Origin of the sequence: Nostoc sp. 'Peltigera membranacea cyanobiont' 213 (assembly GCF_002245975.1) — a bacterium.
Taxonomy (GTDB): Bacteria; Cyanobacteriota; Cyanobacteriia; order Cyanobacteriales; family Nostocaceae; genus Nostoc.
In genome coordinates, this window is record NZ_NOLI01000168.1 from 1 (window position 1) to 15,551 (window position 15,551).

14 protein-coding genes and 1 pseudogene are annotated in these 15,551 nt (G+C 41.1%); 7 read left to right on the top strand and 8 right to left on the bottom strand.

The annotated features are described in order from the left end of the window. From CDG77_RS29720 to CDG77_RS29745, 7 genes and pseudogenes are all read right to left on the bottom strand, one after another. Positions 1 to 300, bottom strand: a pseudogene (locus CDG77_RS29720) (ATP-dependent DNA helicase RecG); the annotation flags it as partial. An 84-nt stretch (positions 301 to 384) separates the two neighbouring features. Beyond that, a complete protein-coding gene (locus CDG77_RS29725; protein WP_094332844.1) occupies positions 385 to 1,218 on the bottom strand; it encodes a hypothetical protein in 834 nt (277 codons plus the stop codon). Between the two features lie 235 nt (positions 1,219 to 1,453). Next, on the bottom strand, positions 1,454 to 2,398 hold the full coding sequence (tsf, locus tag CDG77_RS29730) for a translation elongation factor Ts (RefSeq protein ID WP_094332845.1): 945 nt from the start codon (positions 2,396 to 2,398) through the stop codon (positions 1,454 to 1,456). Positions 2,399 to 2,654: 256 nt separating this feature from the next. Then, entirely contained in the window at positions 2,655 to 3,449 is a 795-nt protein-coding gene (rpsB, locus tag CDG77_RS29735; RefSeq protein ID WP_094332846.1) for a 30S ribosomal protein S2, read from the bottom strand. A 205-nt stretch (positions 3,450 to 3,654) separates the two neighbouring features. Further along, on the bottom strand, positions 3,655 to 3,825 hold the full coding sequence (locus tag CDG77_RS36960) for a hypothetical protein (protein ID WP_181154154.1): 171 nt from the start codon (positions 3,823 to 3,825) through the stop codon (positions 3,655 to 3,657). Positions 3,826 to 4,153: 328 nt separating this feature from the next. Then, complete coding sequence (locus CDG77_RS29740; protein WP_094332847.1) at positions 4,154 to 4,936, bottom strand: Uma2 family endonuclease; 783 nt, start codon at positions 4,934 to 4,936, stop codon at positions 4,154 to 4,156. 50 nt (positions 4,937 to 4,986) lie between these two features. Continuing rightward, the gene (locus tag CDG77_RS29745) at positions 4,987 to 5,784 is read right to left on the bottom strand and encodes an HAD family hydrolase (RefSeq protein ID WP_094332848.1); all 798 of its coding nucleotides are present in this window, start codon (positions 5,782 to 5,784) and stop codon (positions 4,987 to 4,989) included. A gap of 105 nt (positions 5,785 to 5,889) precedes the next feature. Between CDG77_RS29745 and CDG77_RS29750 the strand changes: the two genes are divergently transcribed. From CDG77_RS29750 to CDG77_RS29780, 7 genes are all read left to right on the top strand, one after another. Continuing rightward, positions 5,890 to 6,711, top strand: coding sequence for a hypothetical protein (locus CDG77_RS29750; RefSeq protein WP_094332856.1), 822 nt, complete (start codon positions 5,890 to 5,892; stop codon positions 6,709 to 6,711). Positions 6,712 to 7,670: 959 nt separating this feature from the next. Next, complete coding sequence (locus CDG77_RS29755; protein WP_181154152.1) at positions 7,671 to 7,994, top strand: hypothetical protein; 324 nt, start codon at positions 7,671 to 7,673, stop codon at positions 7,992 to 7,994. A gap of 612 nt (positions 7,995 to 8,606) precedes the next feature. After that, positions 8,607 to 10,586: a DNA cytosine methyltransferase gene (locus tag CDG77_RS29760; RefSeq protein ID WP_094332850.1), complete on the top strand. Its 1,980-nt coding sequence runs from the start codon at positions 8,607 to 8,609 to the stop codon at positions 10,584 to 10,586. A gap of 49 nt (positions 10,587 to 10,635) precedes the next feature. Beyond that, positions 10,636 to 11,904: a hypothetical protein gene (locus tag CDG77_RS29765; protein ID WP_223270048.1), complete on the top strand. Its 1,269-nt coding sequence runs from the start codon at positions 10,636 to 10,638 to the stop codon at positions 11,902 to 11,904. Between the two features lie 223 nt (positions 11,905 to 12,127). Next, entirely contained in the window at positions 12,128 to 14,158 is a 2,031-nt protein-coding gene (locus tag CDG77_RS29770; protein ID WP_094332852.1) for an FAD-dependent oxidoreductase, read from the top strand. A 116-nt stretch (positions 14,159 to 14,274) separates the two neighbouring features. Then, complete coding sequence (gene clpS, locus CDG77_RS29775; RefSeq protein ID WP_442946448.1) at positions 14,275 to 14,595, top strand: ATP-dependent Clp protease adapter ClpS; 321 nt, start codon at positions 14,275 to 14,277, stop codon at positions 14,593 to 14,595. A gap of 5 nt (positions 14,596 to 14,600) precedes the next feature. Next, positions 14,601 to 14,924 carry a DUF2103 domain-containing protein gene (locus tag CDG77_RS29780; RefSeq protein ID WP_094332854.1) on the top strand — a complete coding sequence of 108 codons (324 nt, stop codon included), beginning with the start codon at positions 14,601 to 14,603 and terminating at the stop codon, positions 14,922 to 14,924. 40 nt (positions 14,925 to 14,964) lie between these two features. Here the strand turns inward: CDG77_RS29780 and CDG77_RS29785 are convergent, their stop codons facing one another. Next, entirely contained in the window at positions 14,965 to 15,285 is a 321-nt protein-coding gene (locus CDG77_RS29785) for a hypothetical protein (protein ID WP_094332855.1), read from the bottom strand. Between the last annotated feature and the right edge of the window lie 266 nt (positions 15,286 to 15,551).

Consider the following 15,551-nt stretch of genomic DNA (forward strand, 5'->3'; position numbering starts at 1 on the left):
CCCCTGCTTCCCCTGCTCCCCCTCCTCCTCTTGCTGTAGCTGGGAGAGATATCTACGAGTCTCTGCTACTAAATGTTGTCTTTCTTCCAGCGCCAGATGTGGATAACTAGCAAATTGCACCGCTAGTCCTTGCCAACGGCGGCGTTCAGTTTGGGGTAAGCCTGTTGGGAATTTGCCCAAAGTCAGACTTAGAAATTCACTGAAACGGTATTCTCTGCCCATCAAGTCTGTAAAGCCTCGTTCAGCTTCTATTGCCAAGGCTTTCTGCAATCGTATCCAATCTGGTTTTTCATTAGTCATTGGTCAGCAGAGTTAAAAGTTAGGAGTTAGGAGTGAGTAGTTAGGAGTTAGGAATAAATAACTCATAACTCATAATTCATAACTTTATTCAAACCAACTAGCACGCCATGCAGCTTCTGCTTCTGCGATCGCTCTTTCCCGATGTTTCTTTTGATACTCTCGTCCCAGCTTGTTTAGCTGAACTAAAATACTGCGAATTTGTCTGCGTTCAGAGGAGAGTGCCACATCAGCAAATTCAATTTCCCCTAGCCGTAAATTAATAGCCATGATTTGCGTCAGTCCAGAATCTTCTGACTGCTGCTCATTTTCAATTTCAATTACTAAGTTTAATAAGTTTGGTGGCCCTGGCATAGCCTCGGCAGATGCTTCTGATGCCGCCGCAGCCGCAGCCGCTAAAATCGGTTCTGGTAATTTTTTGGGTAATACCCCAGATTTTTGTAATAAAAGATTAGCATCATGGGAAACTTTTTTCAGTATCTCTTGCGTGACCTCTTCTAAGTTCTGTTGCCATTTTGCCAGTTCTATAGGATTAGAAGTGTCGGTAGTCAAAGGCTGAGAATTTGAGGTGTCTAGAAGTTCAGAAGATGCTACTTCCTTATCTTCCTCTTCCACCTCTTCCTTATCTAATCCAGCTTCGTCACTTTTAATACAAGCGAGCAATTGCTCTGCTGCCACCTGACCCGACTTGCGGATGGCTTGTTGCAATTGTTGGCGCTGATTTAATGACAGATGCAGAAAGTTTTCGGGATACCCCTGTGTACAAAGATGGTAACTCGCCAGAATCAACTGTTTTCGTACAGCTAGCCCTAAGGTGTTTAGATAACTAGCATAAGCGTTTTGTAGTTCTATTGCGATCGCCCGAATCGCTTCTTTGAGTGCTTCAATATCCCGTTCAATTCGCTCGATTGCTCTTGCCATATCTTTTCGTTCTTGTCCATGTGAACTATTAAATAGTACAAATGTACAAACTTATTTTATAATAACTTCCCAAAGGTCTTTAGATTTTAAATTAAATGCGATATTTCATCTATCTACTAAAAAAAACACAGGTCAGGCTATTTGCTTGACCTGTTTGGTAAAGGTCATTTGTCATTTATCCTTTATCCTTGGTAAAGACTAATGACAAATGACCAATGACCAATGACCAATAATATTACATACTGCTAATTTGTGCAGCGACTTCATCAGCAAAGCTAATTTCTTGCTTCTCAATGCCTTCGCCCAATATATAGCGGACAAAGCGAGTCACTTGAATCTCTGTGCCTAATTGCGTCTTCGCTTGCTTCAAGAGGTCTTCTACGGAAATACTCTGATCGCGGATGTAAGGCTGATCGAGCAAAGTCAATTCTTTCAGGCGTTTTTCAATTCGTCCCTGAACAATCTTTTCTTTGATATTATCTGGCTTGTTCGCCAAATCATCCTTGCCCATTTCAATGTCTTTTTCTTTTTGGGCAACTTCGGCGGGGATTTGGTCTACGCTCACATACTCGACATTTGGACAAGCTGCAACTTGCATTGCGGTGTTCCGTGCCAAGGTTTGGAACTCTGAATTAGCAGCCACTGACTCACTTTCAGAACCCAGTTCTACTAATACACCAACTCGACCGCCAGTGTGAATGTAGCTGTCTACTACTCCTTGCGTGCCTTCTGCTAATGCAAAATTGATAAAGCGACGCACTCGGATATTTTCACCGAGGGTAGCAATAGTTTGCTTGATGAATTCTTCTACAGTCCCGCTTGGATTATCAGCATATTGTTGAGCTAACAAAGACTCAACACTATCAGCAGTCGCTGCTTGCTTTGCGAGGTTCTTAACTAAAGCTTTAAAAGCGTCGTTACGAGCAACAAAGTCGGTTTGGCAGTTGACTTCGATCAGTACACCTACGCGGCCACCAGGCTGAATGTAAGTGTCTACTAGACCTTCTGCCGCAATGCGATCGTTTTTTGTCCCTGCTTTAGAGATGCCCTTTTTCCGTAGCCAGTCTGCGGCTTCTTCTACGTTGCCTTCAGTCTCTATCAGCGCCTTTTTGCAGTCCATCATGCCGGCACCAGTTTTTTGGCGTAGCTCTTGGACGAGTTTTGCAGATATTTCCGCCATGTTGCCTCAATTCCTAACTTGACCTCGAGTTGTAATCACTCAGCTAATTTAGTGCTGAGTTTTGTTAGCCTTAGCGGGGCGTTTAGCCCGTGTTGAGTTTTGAGTGTTCAGTTATCAATTTTATTCTTCATTGACAAATCACAACTTAAGAACTTCAAAAATCAAGACTCAGCACTATCCAATTTGCTGAGTCTTTCTATTTTACTCAGGACTTAGCACTCTTCACGGGCTAAACCTTAGCTTTCCGCTAACAGCACTATTCTTCTGTTTCCTCGTCGGGAATTACGGCATCAGTATATTCGGTTTCTTCGTAGTCATCGTCATACTCACCACCGTCGTAATCTTCGTCATACTCTTCAGCCTCCAGCTGACCATGACGACCTTCATAAATGGCATCCGCCAATTTCCCGACTATCAGCTTAATTGATCTGATAGCATCATCGTTTGCTGGGATGGGGATATCTACTACATCTGGGTCACAGTTTGTATCCAGCATGGATACAATGGGAATATTCAGCTTTTGGCATTCTTGAACTGCGTTATATTCCCGCCGTTGGTCTACGATGACCACGATATCGGGTACTTTTCGCATTGTTTTAATGCCGCCCAAGTATTTCTGAAGCTTCGTCATTTCCCGACGTAGCATTGATGCTTCTTTTTTGGGCAATAAATCTAGTGCGCCAGTTTCTTCACGGCGTTCTAAATCTTTCAGACGGTCAACTCGTGTTTTGATAGTTGCCCAGTTGGTCAACATTCCGCCCAACCAGCGTTGGTTAATATAGTGGGAACCACAACGGCTAGCTTCTTGAGCAATAATTCCAGCTGCTTGGCGTTTAGTGCCGACAAAAAGAAACTTCTTCCCTTGTTCTGCGTGCGATCGCATGTAGTTGTAAGCATTATCCATCAACTGGGCAGTTTGCACCAAGTCGATAATATGCACGCCATTGCGGGAAGTATAAATGTAAGGAGACATTTTTGGGTTCCAACGCCGGGTCTGATGCCCAAAGTGAACCCCTGACTCCATCATTTGAGCCAATGAAACTACTGGCATATATTTTCTTACTCCGATTCGGGTTAAACCTCCATCCAAGTGCATTTCCCAACAGGGAAACACCCGAATTCTTAGATGTGCGAGATTAGTTAACCATATTAGGTTAGCATATTCGCAAGAGTTTGGTGGGGCGATAAAATAGCGCTGCCCACTCAACAATTAGGAAGCGCTATGCTTGATTTAACTCAAAATTACTAATCACGAATTACAAATCGCGGTCTTCTCGATCCTTTGGCTTGGGTTTCTGCCGCCGTTGTTCTACCTGGTCGTCGATAGTTTCTCTCATTTTGCGATCGGCAGCGTCCATCGCAGAATACTTAAAACGGTTGAGTATGCCACTGAAAAAGTTGCTGAAGAATCTTTCAATTTCTTGCATAATTTTATACCTCTGTATTTACAGGTAAATTCTTGACTCTACATTGGTCTTGGATTTTCTAGTGGAAGTCGGAAAGAAAACGCTAACCTCTGGCGAATGAATGTATAAAATAGTTTCATCAATCAAATTAGTACTGTTGAGATTTCCAAGATTGAAACGCCGTGGATACCCATCTATTGTATTCTGTCTAAGGTAATAAATGTGGCAAAGATACAGGTAACAAATTGTTTACTTGTGTGTAATAATTTTTCGATTTCACGGTTACTTACTGATTAGTACCTTGAGGGCGATATCTACAACAAACTATTCAGCGTTGCAACTTTTGGAATTACTGAATAGTATCGGGGTCTACATTGAGCGAACGCAACCTTGCCTTTAACTGTTCTATCTGCAATTCTGCCTGTTCTGCTCGTTGACGTTCTTGTTCTGCTCGTTGACGTTCTTGCTCTGCTCGTTGGCGTTCCTGTTCTGCTCGTTGGCGTTCCTGTTCTACCAGTTCTTCTGCCTGCTGCCTTGCTAAAACTTCCTGCCCCAAAGCCTTTGCCAGTTCATTAGGGATGAGTAATTTTTCCCCAGTATCTTCTCGGTAAAACCCAATTAGCCTTCCCTCAATCACCAAACGCAGTTGTAATGGTTCACTGCGTCCATCTTCTATAGGTTCGTAGATTTCTCCCCGCAGACGATAGCCACGTAACTGTTGTTCCACCCACTCGCCTTTAGGGTCAAATAGCCAGTATTCCTTGACACCTAGCTGCTCATAGAGAGTTTTTTTGAAGATTTCGTCTTGTCCTTTAGTACCAAAGGATGTCATTTCAAAAATAACTGTGGGTACTTGACCCTCTTCCCAAATTTTATAGTTGTCTCGACCACCAGGTGGAACATCAAAAATCACCATTACATCTGGGGCTACCCGCAATTTGGGAAAGCCCTGTGCATAGTAAAGAAATTGATTTCCTAATACTGTTGCCTGACGGTCTGCCAGATACTGTTTTAGGACTTCCAAGGTAGTTAGCAAGGCATAAAGGTGGTCGTAGGTTTCTGCCACTGGTTGACCATCAGCACTGGGATAGAAGATTTCTGATTCGATACCAACAGGTAAAGTAGCCGTCATGGTTGTAAAATCAGTGCTACGAGATTATTGTAGAGCAAGTTTGGCTTTTCCTAACTTGGAATGTGCAAGCTTTTCAAAATATAACTAGATAACTCACAAAATCCTTCACCTTCAGCAGCATTAGTAATATAAGCAGGGTGATATTTTAACTGATTCATATATTCCAGCACATTCGCCACGCCTACAGAAACAGGAAAATAACGCCGATCGAATAAACTTTCATCATTAGGGCTATCGCCAACAGTAACAATTTGTTCTGGTAAGTACTGGGGCAAATATTCGCGCAGTACTTGCAATAATCCCACAGCTTTATCTTGTCCTTGGGGTTTAATGTGACACTGCACATTGCTATAGGTAAATCCCCAACCCATTTGTTGACAAAGACTATCTAGGGTTTGTAATTCGTCTTGACTCAAACCAGCTACATCAAAAGTCCAGTCGGTGATGCGAAAGCGATTATCAGCAGATTCTTGGATTTGAGGAAATTTAGTTTGTAATTTCTCAAAAGTCATAGCCAAGTGCTGACGATGTTGAGCTAAATCAGAAATGGCTGTTAAAACTACTGGTTTCTGGTTTCCAGGTGGAAAGTACAAACCGCCATTTTCTGCCATAGCACCTGCTACTGGCATAATCGCACTCAATCCACTCACCCACCCAGCAGAACGTCCTGTGACAATCAGCACCTTAATGTCAGCAGTCGCTAAATCCTCTAAAGCTTGCAGCAGTGCGGAAGTAAATTTTCCTCGTCTAGTTAGCGTGCCATCCATATCTGTGGCTATCAGACGAATATTGCTAAAGCTTGTAGATGAAACCTCAGACAGGGCAGGGATGCTCAAATGTCTGGACATAGGGGGTTTTGTAAAAAGCTGTTAAAAATATTAATCATACAGCAAGATGGCATGAAAGATTTGGGCATCCTAAACATCAGGAGTCAAGTTTTTCAGTTTCCAACCATGCTCACTTCGATGTTTCTTGCCCAATCCCCAGTGCCAAAGCCTAAAAAAGCAACCCAGGAAGTGCCAGCAAGTAATCCTCAAATACCACCATTATTGTTGGTAACTTCTGGAGGACTGGCTTTCGCGGTGATTGCTTTAATTGTCTATAGTAAGCTCCAGAAGGATAAGCTGGAGAAAAAACTTAAGTTTGAACAATTCCGGGCGCGAGAATTAGAGAAAAAGTTTAAGCTGGCGCTGGAAACGATTCGCAAAATGGAAACTAATCCCGATTTGGTCAACTCACGGGATTTTAACCTAGATTATCTGCGAATGCGGATGTCAGAGGAGGTGTTTCATTTTGCAATCCTTAATCAGGTGAAGATTCAGATTAAAGATAAAGTTACTCAAGCTCTGCGTCCAAATCAAGCCCAACAAGGATCTGTCGGAATTGCTAATAGCTCTGGACGGCAAGTAGATGAAACTTTTGATGTAGAGTATGAAACTGGGAGTCCAGGGAACTCTGCTAAACGAGTGCTGTTTCGCATTCAAGTCCGGCTAATGAAGTTACCGACGCAAGCAACTTCTGCGACTATTAGTCAAATTATTGACTGTATAGAAACTTATCTAAGTCCCATAGAAGATGAAGATAGTTGGCAACCAACACTTCAGGGTCGGATTGCTACTATGCATTGGGATCAAAAGGCTAAACCCACGCCTCTACTGGTTCTGGAGCAATCGAACGAAGGCGTGAATGTGACTTTTCGTACTAGTCGCCAGCCAAATTCCCCAACTCCGCCAAACCAACCTGGAATGAAAAAATCAGGCTCGGCTAGACAATAAATTATGGCTTAAGTAGGTAGACGTAATTAAATGTAATAAATTAAGGACTGACGAACTGTACAAAATGACTTTCATCTGCATTACTAAATTCGCTGTTCCAGGCTAGCGTAGGCATCGCTAGCTAATAGTGAAAAAATCAAACTTAAATGCCTGAAAATCTGTGTACATATTTAGCTACTTCTGTCAATGTGTAGTAGCCTTTTCAAGATAACTCCAAAAATCTCTTTTTTGCTTTGTGTTCTCTGCGCCTGTACGGTTTAAAAGTAAATATTTAACCTTTCCAGACGCAGACAGGACTCATGCAAACAATAGCCAAAACTTTAATACTCAGGTAGGGGCAATTTGTGAATTGTCCCTATCGCGTGTAGTTTTGCGTAACTTTCAAACAGAAATGGTATGATATCTCCCACTGTTCGTTACTTAAGCCTCTTCTGTTGATCGTGACAACATAGCGATCGCCTACGTCTTAGCATATAAAGATTTTGAAAATATGCCCTAGTCCTCAATATCAATAATTTGATTAATTAGCAGTTGTTTTTGACACTACACAAGCTTTAGCAGAATATAAAGGAATAGTTTAGCCGGAGAAAGCAAAGTCTAAGACGGGCTATGCCTATCCTTGTTGGTTTGTTCACAATTATTCATTTTTAGATTGTAATTTTAAGATATCAAGAGTTTGATTAAGCAGTAATACTCACTTGCTTATTTACATTTCTTGACTTTCAACCTTTCAAGTAAAGTTTATTGTCTTTTAAATTAAACAGCTTCCATCAACTGCTAATCTTCTAATTAGTGAAAGTAAGGTTTGAGCGTAGTTATATGCGTCTCAACTACTTAACAAAGCTTAAAAGTTGGATAATTAGCGATTAATTTTATAGTGATTAGTTAGTTATTTAGGAATCTCCAAGAGTTTATATTCACAGAGTACACAACTTCTACAAACTGAACTCCGAAACGCGATGATGAATCATTACTCACTTCAATGGATTGAGGCATGGTGCCAAGAAAATGGCTGGACAGATTTATTTGTAGAGCGACGTAACAACTTCTGGGCTTTTCCGCCAGGTGGGGTAATGCCAGAACCAATCCCAGTGAATGTTCTCAGAGTGATTAAAGCTGAGAAGGGATTGACCTTTGAAGAAAGATTGTGGTCGATGTCCGCAGTAATTGGGACAATTTTAGCTGTTCTTTTTACCTTTTGGTTTCAGTCGCCGATGCCATTGGTTTTAGCTTTCGCTTTTAACGCTGTTACGGTGGCTCAATTTGAACTTGAAGATGCCTAAATTATTATTTTGGGCTTTGTTATTAAAAACTGCTCTTGTCTACTTTCGGCAAGAGCAGTTTTTAATTTCAGATAGAGATACGAAATCACCACATATCTATAGTTGATCTTTCGGGTAGGGATTAAACTTGGGCAGAGTTTTTCACGGGTAGGTTGCGATCGCAATTATCTTAAAACAGTTCAGCGATCGGATGTACTAACGCAAGTGGGCAAACGGCCCACTTCTGTATTAATCGAAGCAGAGTAAGAGCGTAAGAGTGTGGTGAATAAAACAGAAGAAAGCCTAAAATAACTTTACCGAGTGACGCTTTCCTGACGGGCGATCGCAGCCGCTTGGAAAGAAGCAAGTACCGTGCAGAAGTTCCCCATCTTGAGGCGACTTAGGGGAATTTTTGCACGATAAACATACAATCTACTATTTCCAAGAATCTTTGCAAGACATAAATTTAAAGAAGCCCAACCTAAGCTTTAGTCCCTCAGCTTTTGTATCTCTAGCATCTATAGCGGTTTGCAGATGGATAGAATACACTACTCTAGTCTCTAGCCTCTAACCCCTTTGTCTCACCAAAGAATATTGTACACAATCTCCAAGGGCTATATTTTAAATTACGTAATGCAACAGTTGTCTCTTTTCTCTGATGTGTCTAGCTCCGAGCCAACAAATACAAATTGGTTCCAGAATATTTTAACCATTCTTGCAGTCAGGCAAGAACCAGCATGGACTGATAATTTTGGTAAATCTCTCCGCCAATGGCTGATCCAACAAGGACATACTCCTATTAAAACACTCAGCTTATTTTCTGGTGGTGGTGGGTTAGACATTGGATTTCATGATGCTGGCTTTGAAATCATTCAAATGGTAGAACTTGAAGCCAAGTATGTTCAGACTTTAAAAATAAATTCCTTACCAGATAAGTGGCTAGAAGGCTCTGAACCTATATGTATTGATATTAGAAAGTATCTACCTGAACCTCATCTGAAAGTAGATTTTATTATTGGAGGCCCTCCTTGTCAAACTTTCTCTGCTGCCGGACGTAGGGCGGCTGGAGTGTCTGGAACAACTGATATTAGAGGTACACTATTTCAAGAATATGTTCGTATTCTGAATCTGCTTAAGCCTAAAGGATTTCTATTTGAAAATGTATATGGGATTACTGGTGCTAATGGAGGAGAAGCTTGGCAAGAAATTCAAGAAGCTTTTAGAGAAGTTGGCTATAATATTTATTTCCGTATTCTTGATGCCGCTGATTATGGAGTACCTCAACATCGGGAGCGTTTATTTATTGTTGGATTAAAAGAGGGTGAATATTTATTTCCCTATCCTACTCATGGTCCTGATTCTCTTAATCAAAATTCTTATTATTCAGCAGGAGAAGCTGTAGAAGGCGCTGATATTTTAGAGGTTGAAAAAGGTCTAGGTTTAGGCGGACGTTTTGGACATCTGCTCGAACATATACCACCTGGACTAAACTACAGTTTTTATACAAAAGAGATGGGTTATCCTAACCCAATATTTAGCTGGAGATCAAAATTTTCAGATTTTCTCTACAAAGCAGATCCAACAAATCCACTACGCACAATTAAGGCACAAGGTGGACAATACACCGGACCTTTTAGTTGGGAAAATCGGAGATTCTCGATCGCAGAGTTAAAGAGATTACAGACTATTCCTGATGACTATGAAATTCTTGGTAATAGGCAAGTTTCTATTGAACAAATCGGAAATTCAGTGCCTCCTCAACTTGGTCGGATATTGGCTCTTAGTATTCTAGAACAAGTAATTAAATTTGAATTATCTTTTCCTATAGTTTACTTACCTGAAAATAAAAAACTAGGTTTTCGGCAGCGTAAAAGAAAGTTAACCGAAATTTATTCTAAAAAGGCTAAGTCTGCAATTACAGATTTATGTAAAACAGGAAAAATTTTATCTGTACCTCGTTTTCAATATGAAAACAAAGGAAAAATGATCAGATTTTTATCTGCTGATTTCTCTTGGACAAGTGAACCAAGCCCTGAATGTGTAAAAATTTACATATCATACGATTTGAATGATTCATGCTGGGTGTTCACAGCAGGTATCAATGATAATTGTGAAGAAGAGCAATTCGTTATAGATATTAATCCATCTTATGGTCACGATGAATGGGTTCTGGGAACACATTCAGTTAAGCTTTGTGGTAAGGCTCTTGATATACACTTATATACATCTCTTTGGAAAGCTTTTGAAGAGAAGTTAACTGAAGCTACAGGAAAAGCGGATTTAGTGCAGTTATCTGGATATTATCAATACAATGCCCGAATTAGTGGAATAATAACCTTTCATGCTCAATTGAAGGTTAATTCACTTTGGCGGGTAATCCAATGTGTAGCGAGGTGTATTGGTACTGCTGCTCAACTTTCCGCTACAGAGCTTGCAGACCGATGGGGTGTGAAAGCAGAAGATGTTTTCTCCTATCTTCAGTCTCTACGAGCCATAGGTTACGAAGTTAGAAATCATAACACAAATCCACAAATTCCCAAAGGCGAGTATTTAATTCCTTACGCTTTTCCTACGCTAAATCCTAAAAGTGTGCAACTTCGCAAAAGTCTATAAACACATCATGAATGAGCTACACCTGAGAGTCTATATAAACAGAAGTGAGTTGGTTTTACCTGATGGAACAATTCAATACTTTCAAGAAGGAGGAATGAGTCAAGCTGCAAAGACACGGTACAAAAAAATAGCAGCAGAATTGTCTGGAGGTTACTTAGAGAGACAGATTTTGTTTTGCAGAGATTTTTCATCAAATCTTGATTTCTTGCCACTGATTCCAGCGCATAAACACCTTTTAGATAGACTTGTACAGTCAGTCACTAGCGAAGTTGGTAGAGCATTAGTGGGTTTATCAATTCTACAGTTGTGTGTTAAGGCAATTGAGGCAGAACAAAGTATTAGGTTACACAAGGGTAGTACGGCTACAAGAGACTTTTCTTGGTGTGATGGTATCTCTATGCGTTCTCTTGATAAGCAATACATTACACCTGTATTACGAAAATATGAACTATTAAGATTGAATGCAGATGGTTTCATGATGACACGGAGTCTAGCAGAAAATTATCCATATTCATCTGTATATAAAGCAAATATAAGAGGCGCACGTTCTGAATGGATAAGTCTTGTTGAGGCAATTGAGAAAGATGAAATAGTTTCTGAATTAGCACTACGCTATCTTCTTTCGCAACTACTCAATCAAGCAGATAACTTTAGAAGATTAGCTTCCCAGACTATTGATAATTTGGCTTCCTTTTTGGGAGCAACAATTATTGATAAAGGAATTTCATTAAGTTTTATACTACGTCATATTAATCAATCTGATTATGCCGCTCGTTTAATGGAGATAGCCATGCATAGCTTAATGCAGGCTATGCAACAATATCAAGTTTTTCCCAACAGTTTGCTAAAACCACTTTCGCAAATGCGTTCAGCCAATAAGAAGCATGGCAATATCGGTGATATTGAACTTTTAGAGGATAGGCAAATTGTGGAGGCTTGGGATGCTAAGTATGGTAAGTCATACTTGCGAGATGAGATTGAGGAGTTATCAGAAAAACTGGAAATACATCCCGCCGTTAAAAAGGCTGGTTTCGTTACAAGTATTGAAGCTGAACGCATTAATGAACTGGTGTCTAGATGTCATGAAATTGAAGAAATATTTGGAATATCCCTTGAAATACTGACTTTTGAGGAATGGGTAGAACTACAGTTTTCTCGTACATTAATAGAAGAGGTTGCAACTGAACAAGAACTTGCTTCTGCTTGGCTTATAACTTATACAGAATCTTTAGCACAGCAACGCAGGGACATTGCTCCAATTGACGAGCCATGTTATCAATGGCTGCTTAAACTAAACGAGACTCTGATAAGTCAATAGGTGAATGCCGCTCATATTCAAGAATTGGGTGAAGTGAAAATTGAACCAGGCGCTCATACTTATTTTATTAAGATTTTCACCTGTTCGAGTGTGCTATTCGCTTCAAAAGCTTTAATTTTACGCTATATCGCGTAGATTACCTTTTGAAGAATCCCTTGAGTTAAACATTTGCTAGATGCTACCTTCTACAAGGTGACACAGGATTTGGAGCGGTTTTTTAACCATGAAGCACAGACACAAAGTAGCTTATAGCTTAACATCGCTGATCGGTCTGAATTTAATATCTACCTTAGTTGCATTTGATTCCGTATACGCCACACCACCGAGAACCCCAGATAAAAGTGTCAACTGCGAGATTTTAGTTGTGGGTGGTGGACTATCTGGTGTCGCCACAGCTTACGAAGGGTTGCTAGCAGGACGAACGGTTTGTCTGACGGAAATTACTGACTGGCTGGGAGGACAAATTTCTTCTCAAGGGACATCTGCGTTAGACGAACGCCCAACTCAACGGACTCTCAAATTCTATTCTCGCGGCTACCTGGAATTGCGAAACCGGATTGGGCGCAAATATGGCAAACTTAACCCCGGTGATTGTTGGGTAAGTGAATCCTGCTTTCTTCCCCGCGATTCTCACGCCATTTTAACCCAAATGCTCAAAGATGCCGAGAAGCAGGGTAAGGGGAAGTTGCAATGGTTTCCCAACACCGTAATTAAGGATTTGGAAATTGCTGCTGATGGCAAAATAATTAATAGTGCGATCGCTATCCAACATCAACCACCCAAAGGCGCACCACCTCTCAATACCTACACTTTATCTCAAACTATTGAAGATTCTTATAGCTACGAAAACTCATCTCGGTTTACCAAAACTATTGTCCGTTTTCTTCCCAAGGTAGGGAAAGGGGATGCTCCTAAGTGGTACGTTGTAGATGCCAGCGAAACCGGAGAAATTATTGCACTAGCTGATGTCCCCTATAGATTGGGTATTGATGCCCGTTCCTACCTGGAACCCTCTGCTTCCAGCACCAACAACGATCCTTATTGCCCTCAAGGATTTACTTACACCTTTGCAATGGAGGCAACTAAGGAACCGCAACCACAGACGATGCCCCCATTTTATTCACAATATGCGCCATATTTTAGCTATGAATTAACGCGACTAGCTAACTTTGATTTAGTTTTCACCTATCGTCGCATTTTGAGTCCAAATAAAGGGAAACCAGCAAAATTCGGTGGTATAAGTTTTGATGCTCCTACACCAGGGGATATATCGATGCAAAACTGGACTTGGGGTAACGACTATCGTCCTGGAACAGCCCAAGATAACCTGATTTACAGTCGCCAACAGTTACAAAGCACTGGACAGTTAAACCCAGGGGGCTGGATGGGAGGACTGCGGACAGAAACCCTCCGCAAAGCTGAGGAAAATGCTATCTCTTTCTATTACTGGTTGGTAGCTGGGACTACAGATTCTCAACTGGGGGATGGTGTAAAGCAGCAGCAAAGCAATAACCGCTTTGTTTCGGGTTTAAATTCCCCGATGGGTACAGTGCATGGCTTATCAAAATATCCTTACATGCGTGAAGGACGGCGCATCATTGGCCGCCCGAGTTGGGGACAACCTGATGGCTTTGGTATTTGGGAAATTGATATTTCTCGCCGAGATTACACTGATGAATATTACTCCAAGACTCTGCCAGCAGATATGTATCGTAGGCTACGAGCAGCACTTGCAGGTTTGGAAGCTGTATCAGTAATTGATGGCAAAGTTTCACCAGAGAAGGCAATGCGACGGACTCGTTCTACCATCTTCCCCGATTCTGTGGGTATTGGTCACTACGCTATAGATTTCCATCCTTGCATGGTGAATAGTCCCCCAGAAGCCCCTGGTAATACAGAACGTCCAGGTGAAAGGCGTGGCGCTGGACAAGCTTATCCCTTCCAAATCGCTCTAAGGGCCATGATTCCCCAGAAAATTGATAATTTACTAGTAGGAGGCAAAAGCATTGCTACTAGTCATATTGCTGCTGCTGCCTATCGAGTCCATTCCTTTGAATGGTCATCTGGCGCGGCTGCGGGAACTGTTGCTAGTTTTGCCATCAAAAATGCGATCGCACCCTACCAACTAGTCGATGATTTACCCAAACAAGAGCCACAACTCGAAGCACTCAAAAGGCTTTTGCAACAAAATGGCAACCCCACCGCCTTCCCCGATACATCCATTTTTAACGAAAACTGGGATAATTGGCGGTAGATAGTCATTGGTCATTTGTCATTGGTCATTTGTGATTTAATTTTGCACAAATGACAATGCACTAAACTAGTGAGTTGTAGTTTTGTCAAATATTATTGACCAATTGTTTTATGTTTATGATAGTTTCAGCAGATGTTTTCGGGATGGCGACAGCACCAACTATAGCTCCTGAACGGTCTAGTCAAGTTATCCGTAAGACTTATCCCAATTACAAAGTGATTGTATTAAACGATGATTTTAATACATTCCAACATGTGTCTGAATGTTTGATGAAATATATTCCGGGAATGAGTGGCGATCGCGCGTGGGATCTAACTAATCAGGTACACTATGAAGGTCAAGCGATCGTTTGGGTCGGCCCTCAAGAACCTGCGGAACTCTATCACCAGCAGCTGCGCCGAGCAGGTTTGACAATGGCACCTCTAGAAGCAGCTTAATTATTATGGGCAAACCCACCGCAGATTCACTCCGGGCGACTTCACAAAAAGCTGCCAGACTAGTTTGGAATCACTCGACACACCTTTCTGGTCTTATCCCAATTTTAGAACGTCTTTGTCAGCAAGATGGCATCCAAACTGTAACGCCAGGAGTAATTAGCCGATCGAGAGGTCATTGCCCAAAAATGCAACTGCGTATCTCAGTACCAATTCGCGGCGGCTATAAAGTAATTGCCCGGCAGGGAAAAACGGTACAAGAGGTGTTTATTTTGACCCCTTTGGCACAATCAGAACTGGAAGCAGCATTAGCGATCGCAATGAGGTCTTAACCATCCCCAATGCCCAATGCCCAATGCCCAATTAGAATGTCTATTCTTCAACACGGTGGACTGCAAATTTGTGTAGTGGCAGACTAAGAATGCACGAAAAAGTTAAGAAATATGACAGAGCAGTAGTTATTTTCAAAGTCATAACTACAGATTCCCATTCGGGTAAAATTATTTTCTCTATGCCAAAAGCTACACAATAAACTAGCCAATAAGTAAAGCTCATTCTAAACAGAATCACCTCTGTTTCTTCCACATCACTTTTTTGTTGCTTGCTGTCCCACAGTAACACCAGTCCAAGAATGCAAGCTACAAAGGAAACAGCAACTACAAATTCGTGACAAAATATATTTAACGAATGCATTTGTGTTTATTCCCACATTTTTCGGTTAAAGATCAGTCTAAAGGAATATTCCTTGCAGAAATACAAATTATTTACAAACCTCAATAGAGGAATGCAGATTATGTAAACAAATGCAACAAAAATTGTTGTTTTGCAAATATAAATATTATTTAATAATTTTCTTAGAGTTTAAAATAATTTGTCCTATATTCCAGTAGGAATGGCTGAACAAAAAATATCCATTCTGGAGTTCAACAAGCGATCGCTATAGCGGTTCTCAGTTGAGT

Excerpts from the sequence above, each read along its gene's own strand:
- CDG77_RS29725 (WP_094332844.1), bottom strand. The coding sequence starts at position 1,218 with ATGGCAAGAGCAATCGAGCGAATTGAACGGGATATTGAAGCACTCAAA.
- tsf (WP_094332845.1), bottom strand. The coding sequence starts at position 2,398 with ATGGCGGAAATATCTGCAAAACTCGTCCAAGAGCTACGCCAAAAAACT.
- rpsB (WP_094332846.1), bottom strand. The coding sequence starts at position 3,449 with ATGCCAGTAGTTTCATTGGCTCAAATGATGGAGTCAGGGGTTCACTTT.
- CDG77_RS36960 (WP_181154154.1), bottom strand. The coding sequence starts at position 3,825 with ATGCAAGAAATTGAAAGATTCTTCAGCAACTTTTTCAGTGGCATACTC.
- CDG77_RS29740 (WP_094332847.1), bottom strand. The coding sequence starts at position 4,936 with ATGACGGCTACTTTACCTGTTGGTATCGAATCAGAAATCTTCTATCCC.
- CDG77_RS29745 (WP_094332848.1), bottom strand. The coding sequence starts at position 5,784 with ATGTCCAGACATTTGAGCATCCCTGCCCTGTCTGAGGTTTCATCTACA.
- CDG77_RS29750 (WP_094332856.1), top strand. The coding sequence starts at position 5,890 with ATGCTCACTTCGATGTTTCTTGCCCAATCCCCAGTGCCAAAGCCTAAA.
- CDG77_RS29755 (WP_181154152.1), top strand. The coding sequence starts at position 7,671 with ATGATGAATCATTACTCACTTCAATGGATTGAGGCATGGTGCCAAGAA.
- CDG77_RS29760 (WP_094332850.1), top strand. The coding sequence starts at position 8,607 with ATGCAACAGTTGTCTCTTTTCTCTGATGTGTCTAGCTCCGAGCCAACA.
- CDG77_RS29770 (WP_094332852.1), top strand. The coding sequence starts at position 12,128 with ATGAAGCACAGACACAAAGTAGCTTATAGCTTAACATCGCTGATCGGT.
- clpS (WP_442946448.1), top strand. The coding sequence starts at position 14,275 with ATGATAGTTTCAGCAGATGTTTTCGGGATGGCGACAGCACCAACTATA.
- CDG77_RS29780 (WP_094332854.1), top strand. The coding sequence starts at position 14,601 with ATGGGCAAACCCACCGCAGATTCACTCCGGGCGACTTCACAAAAAGCT.
- CDG77_RS29785 (WP_094332855.1), bottom strand. The coding sequence starts at position 15,285 with ATGCATTCGTTAAATATATTTTGTCACGAATTTGTAGTTGCTGTTTCC.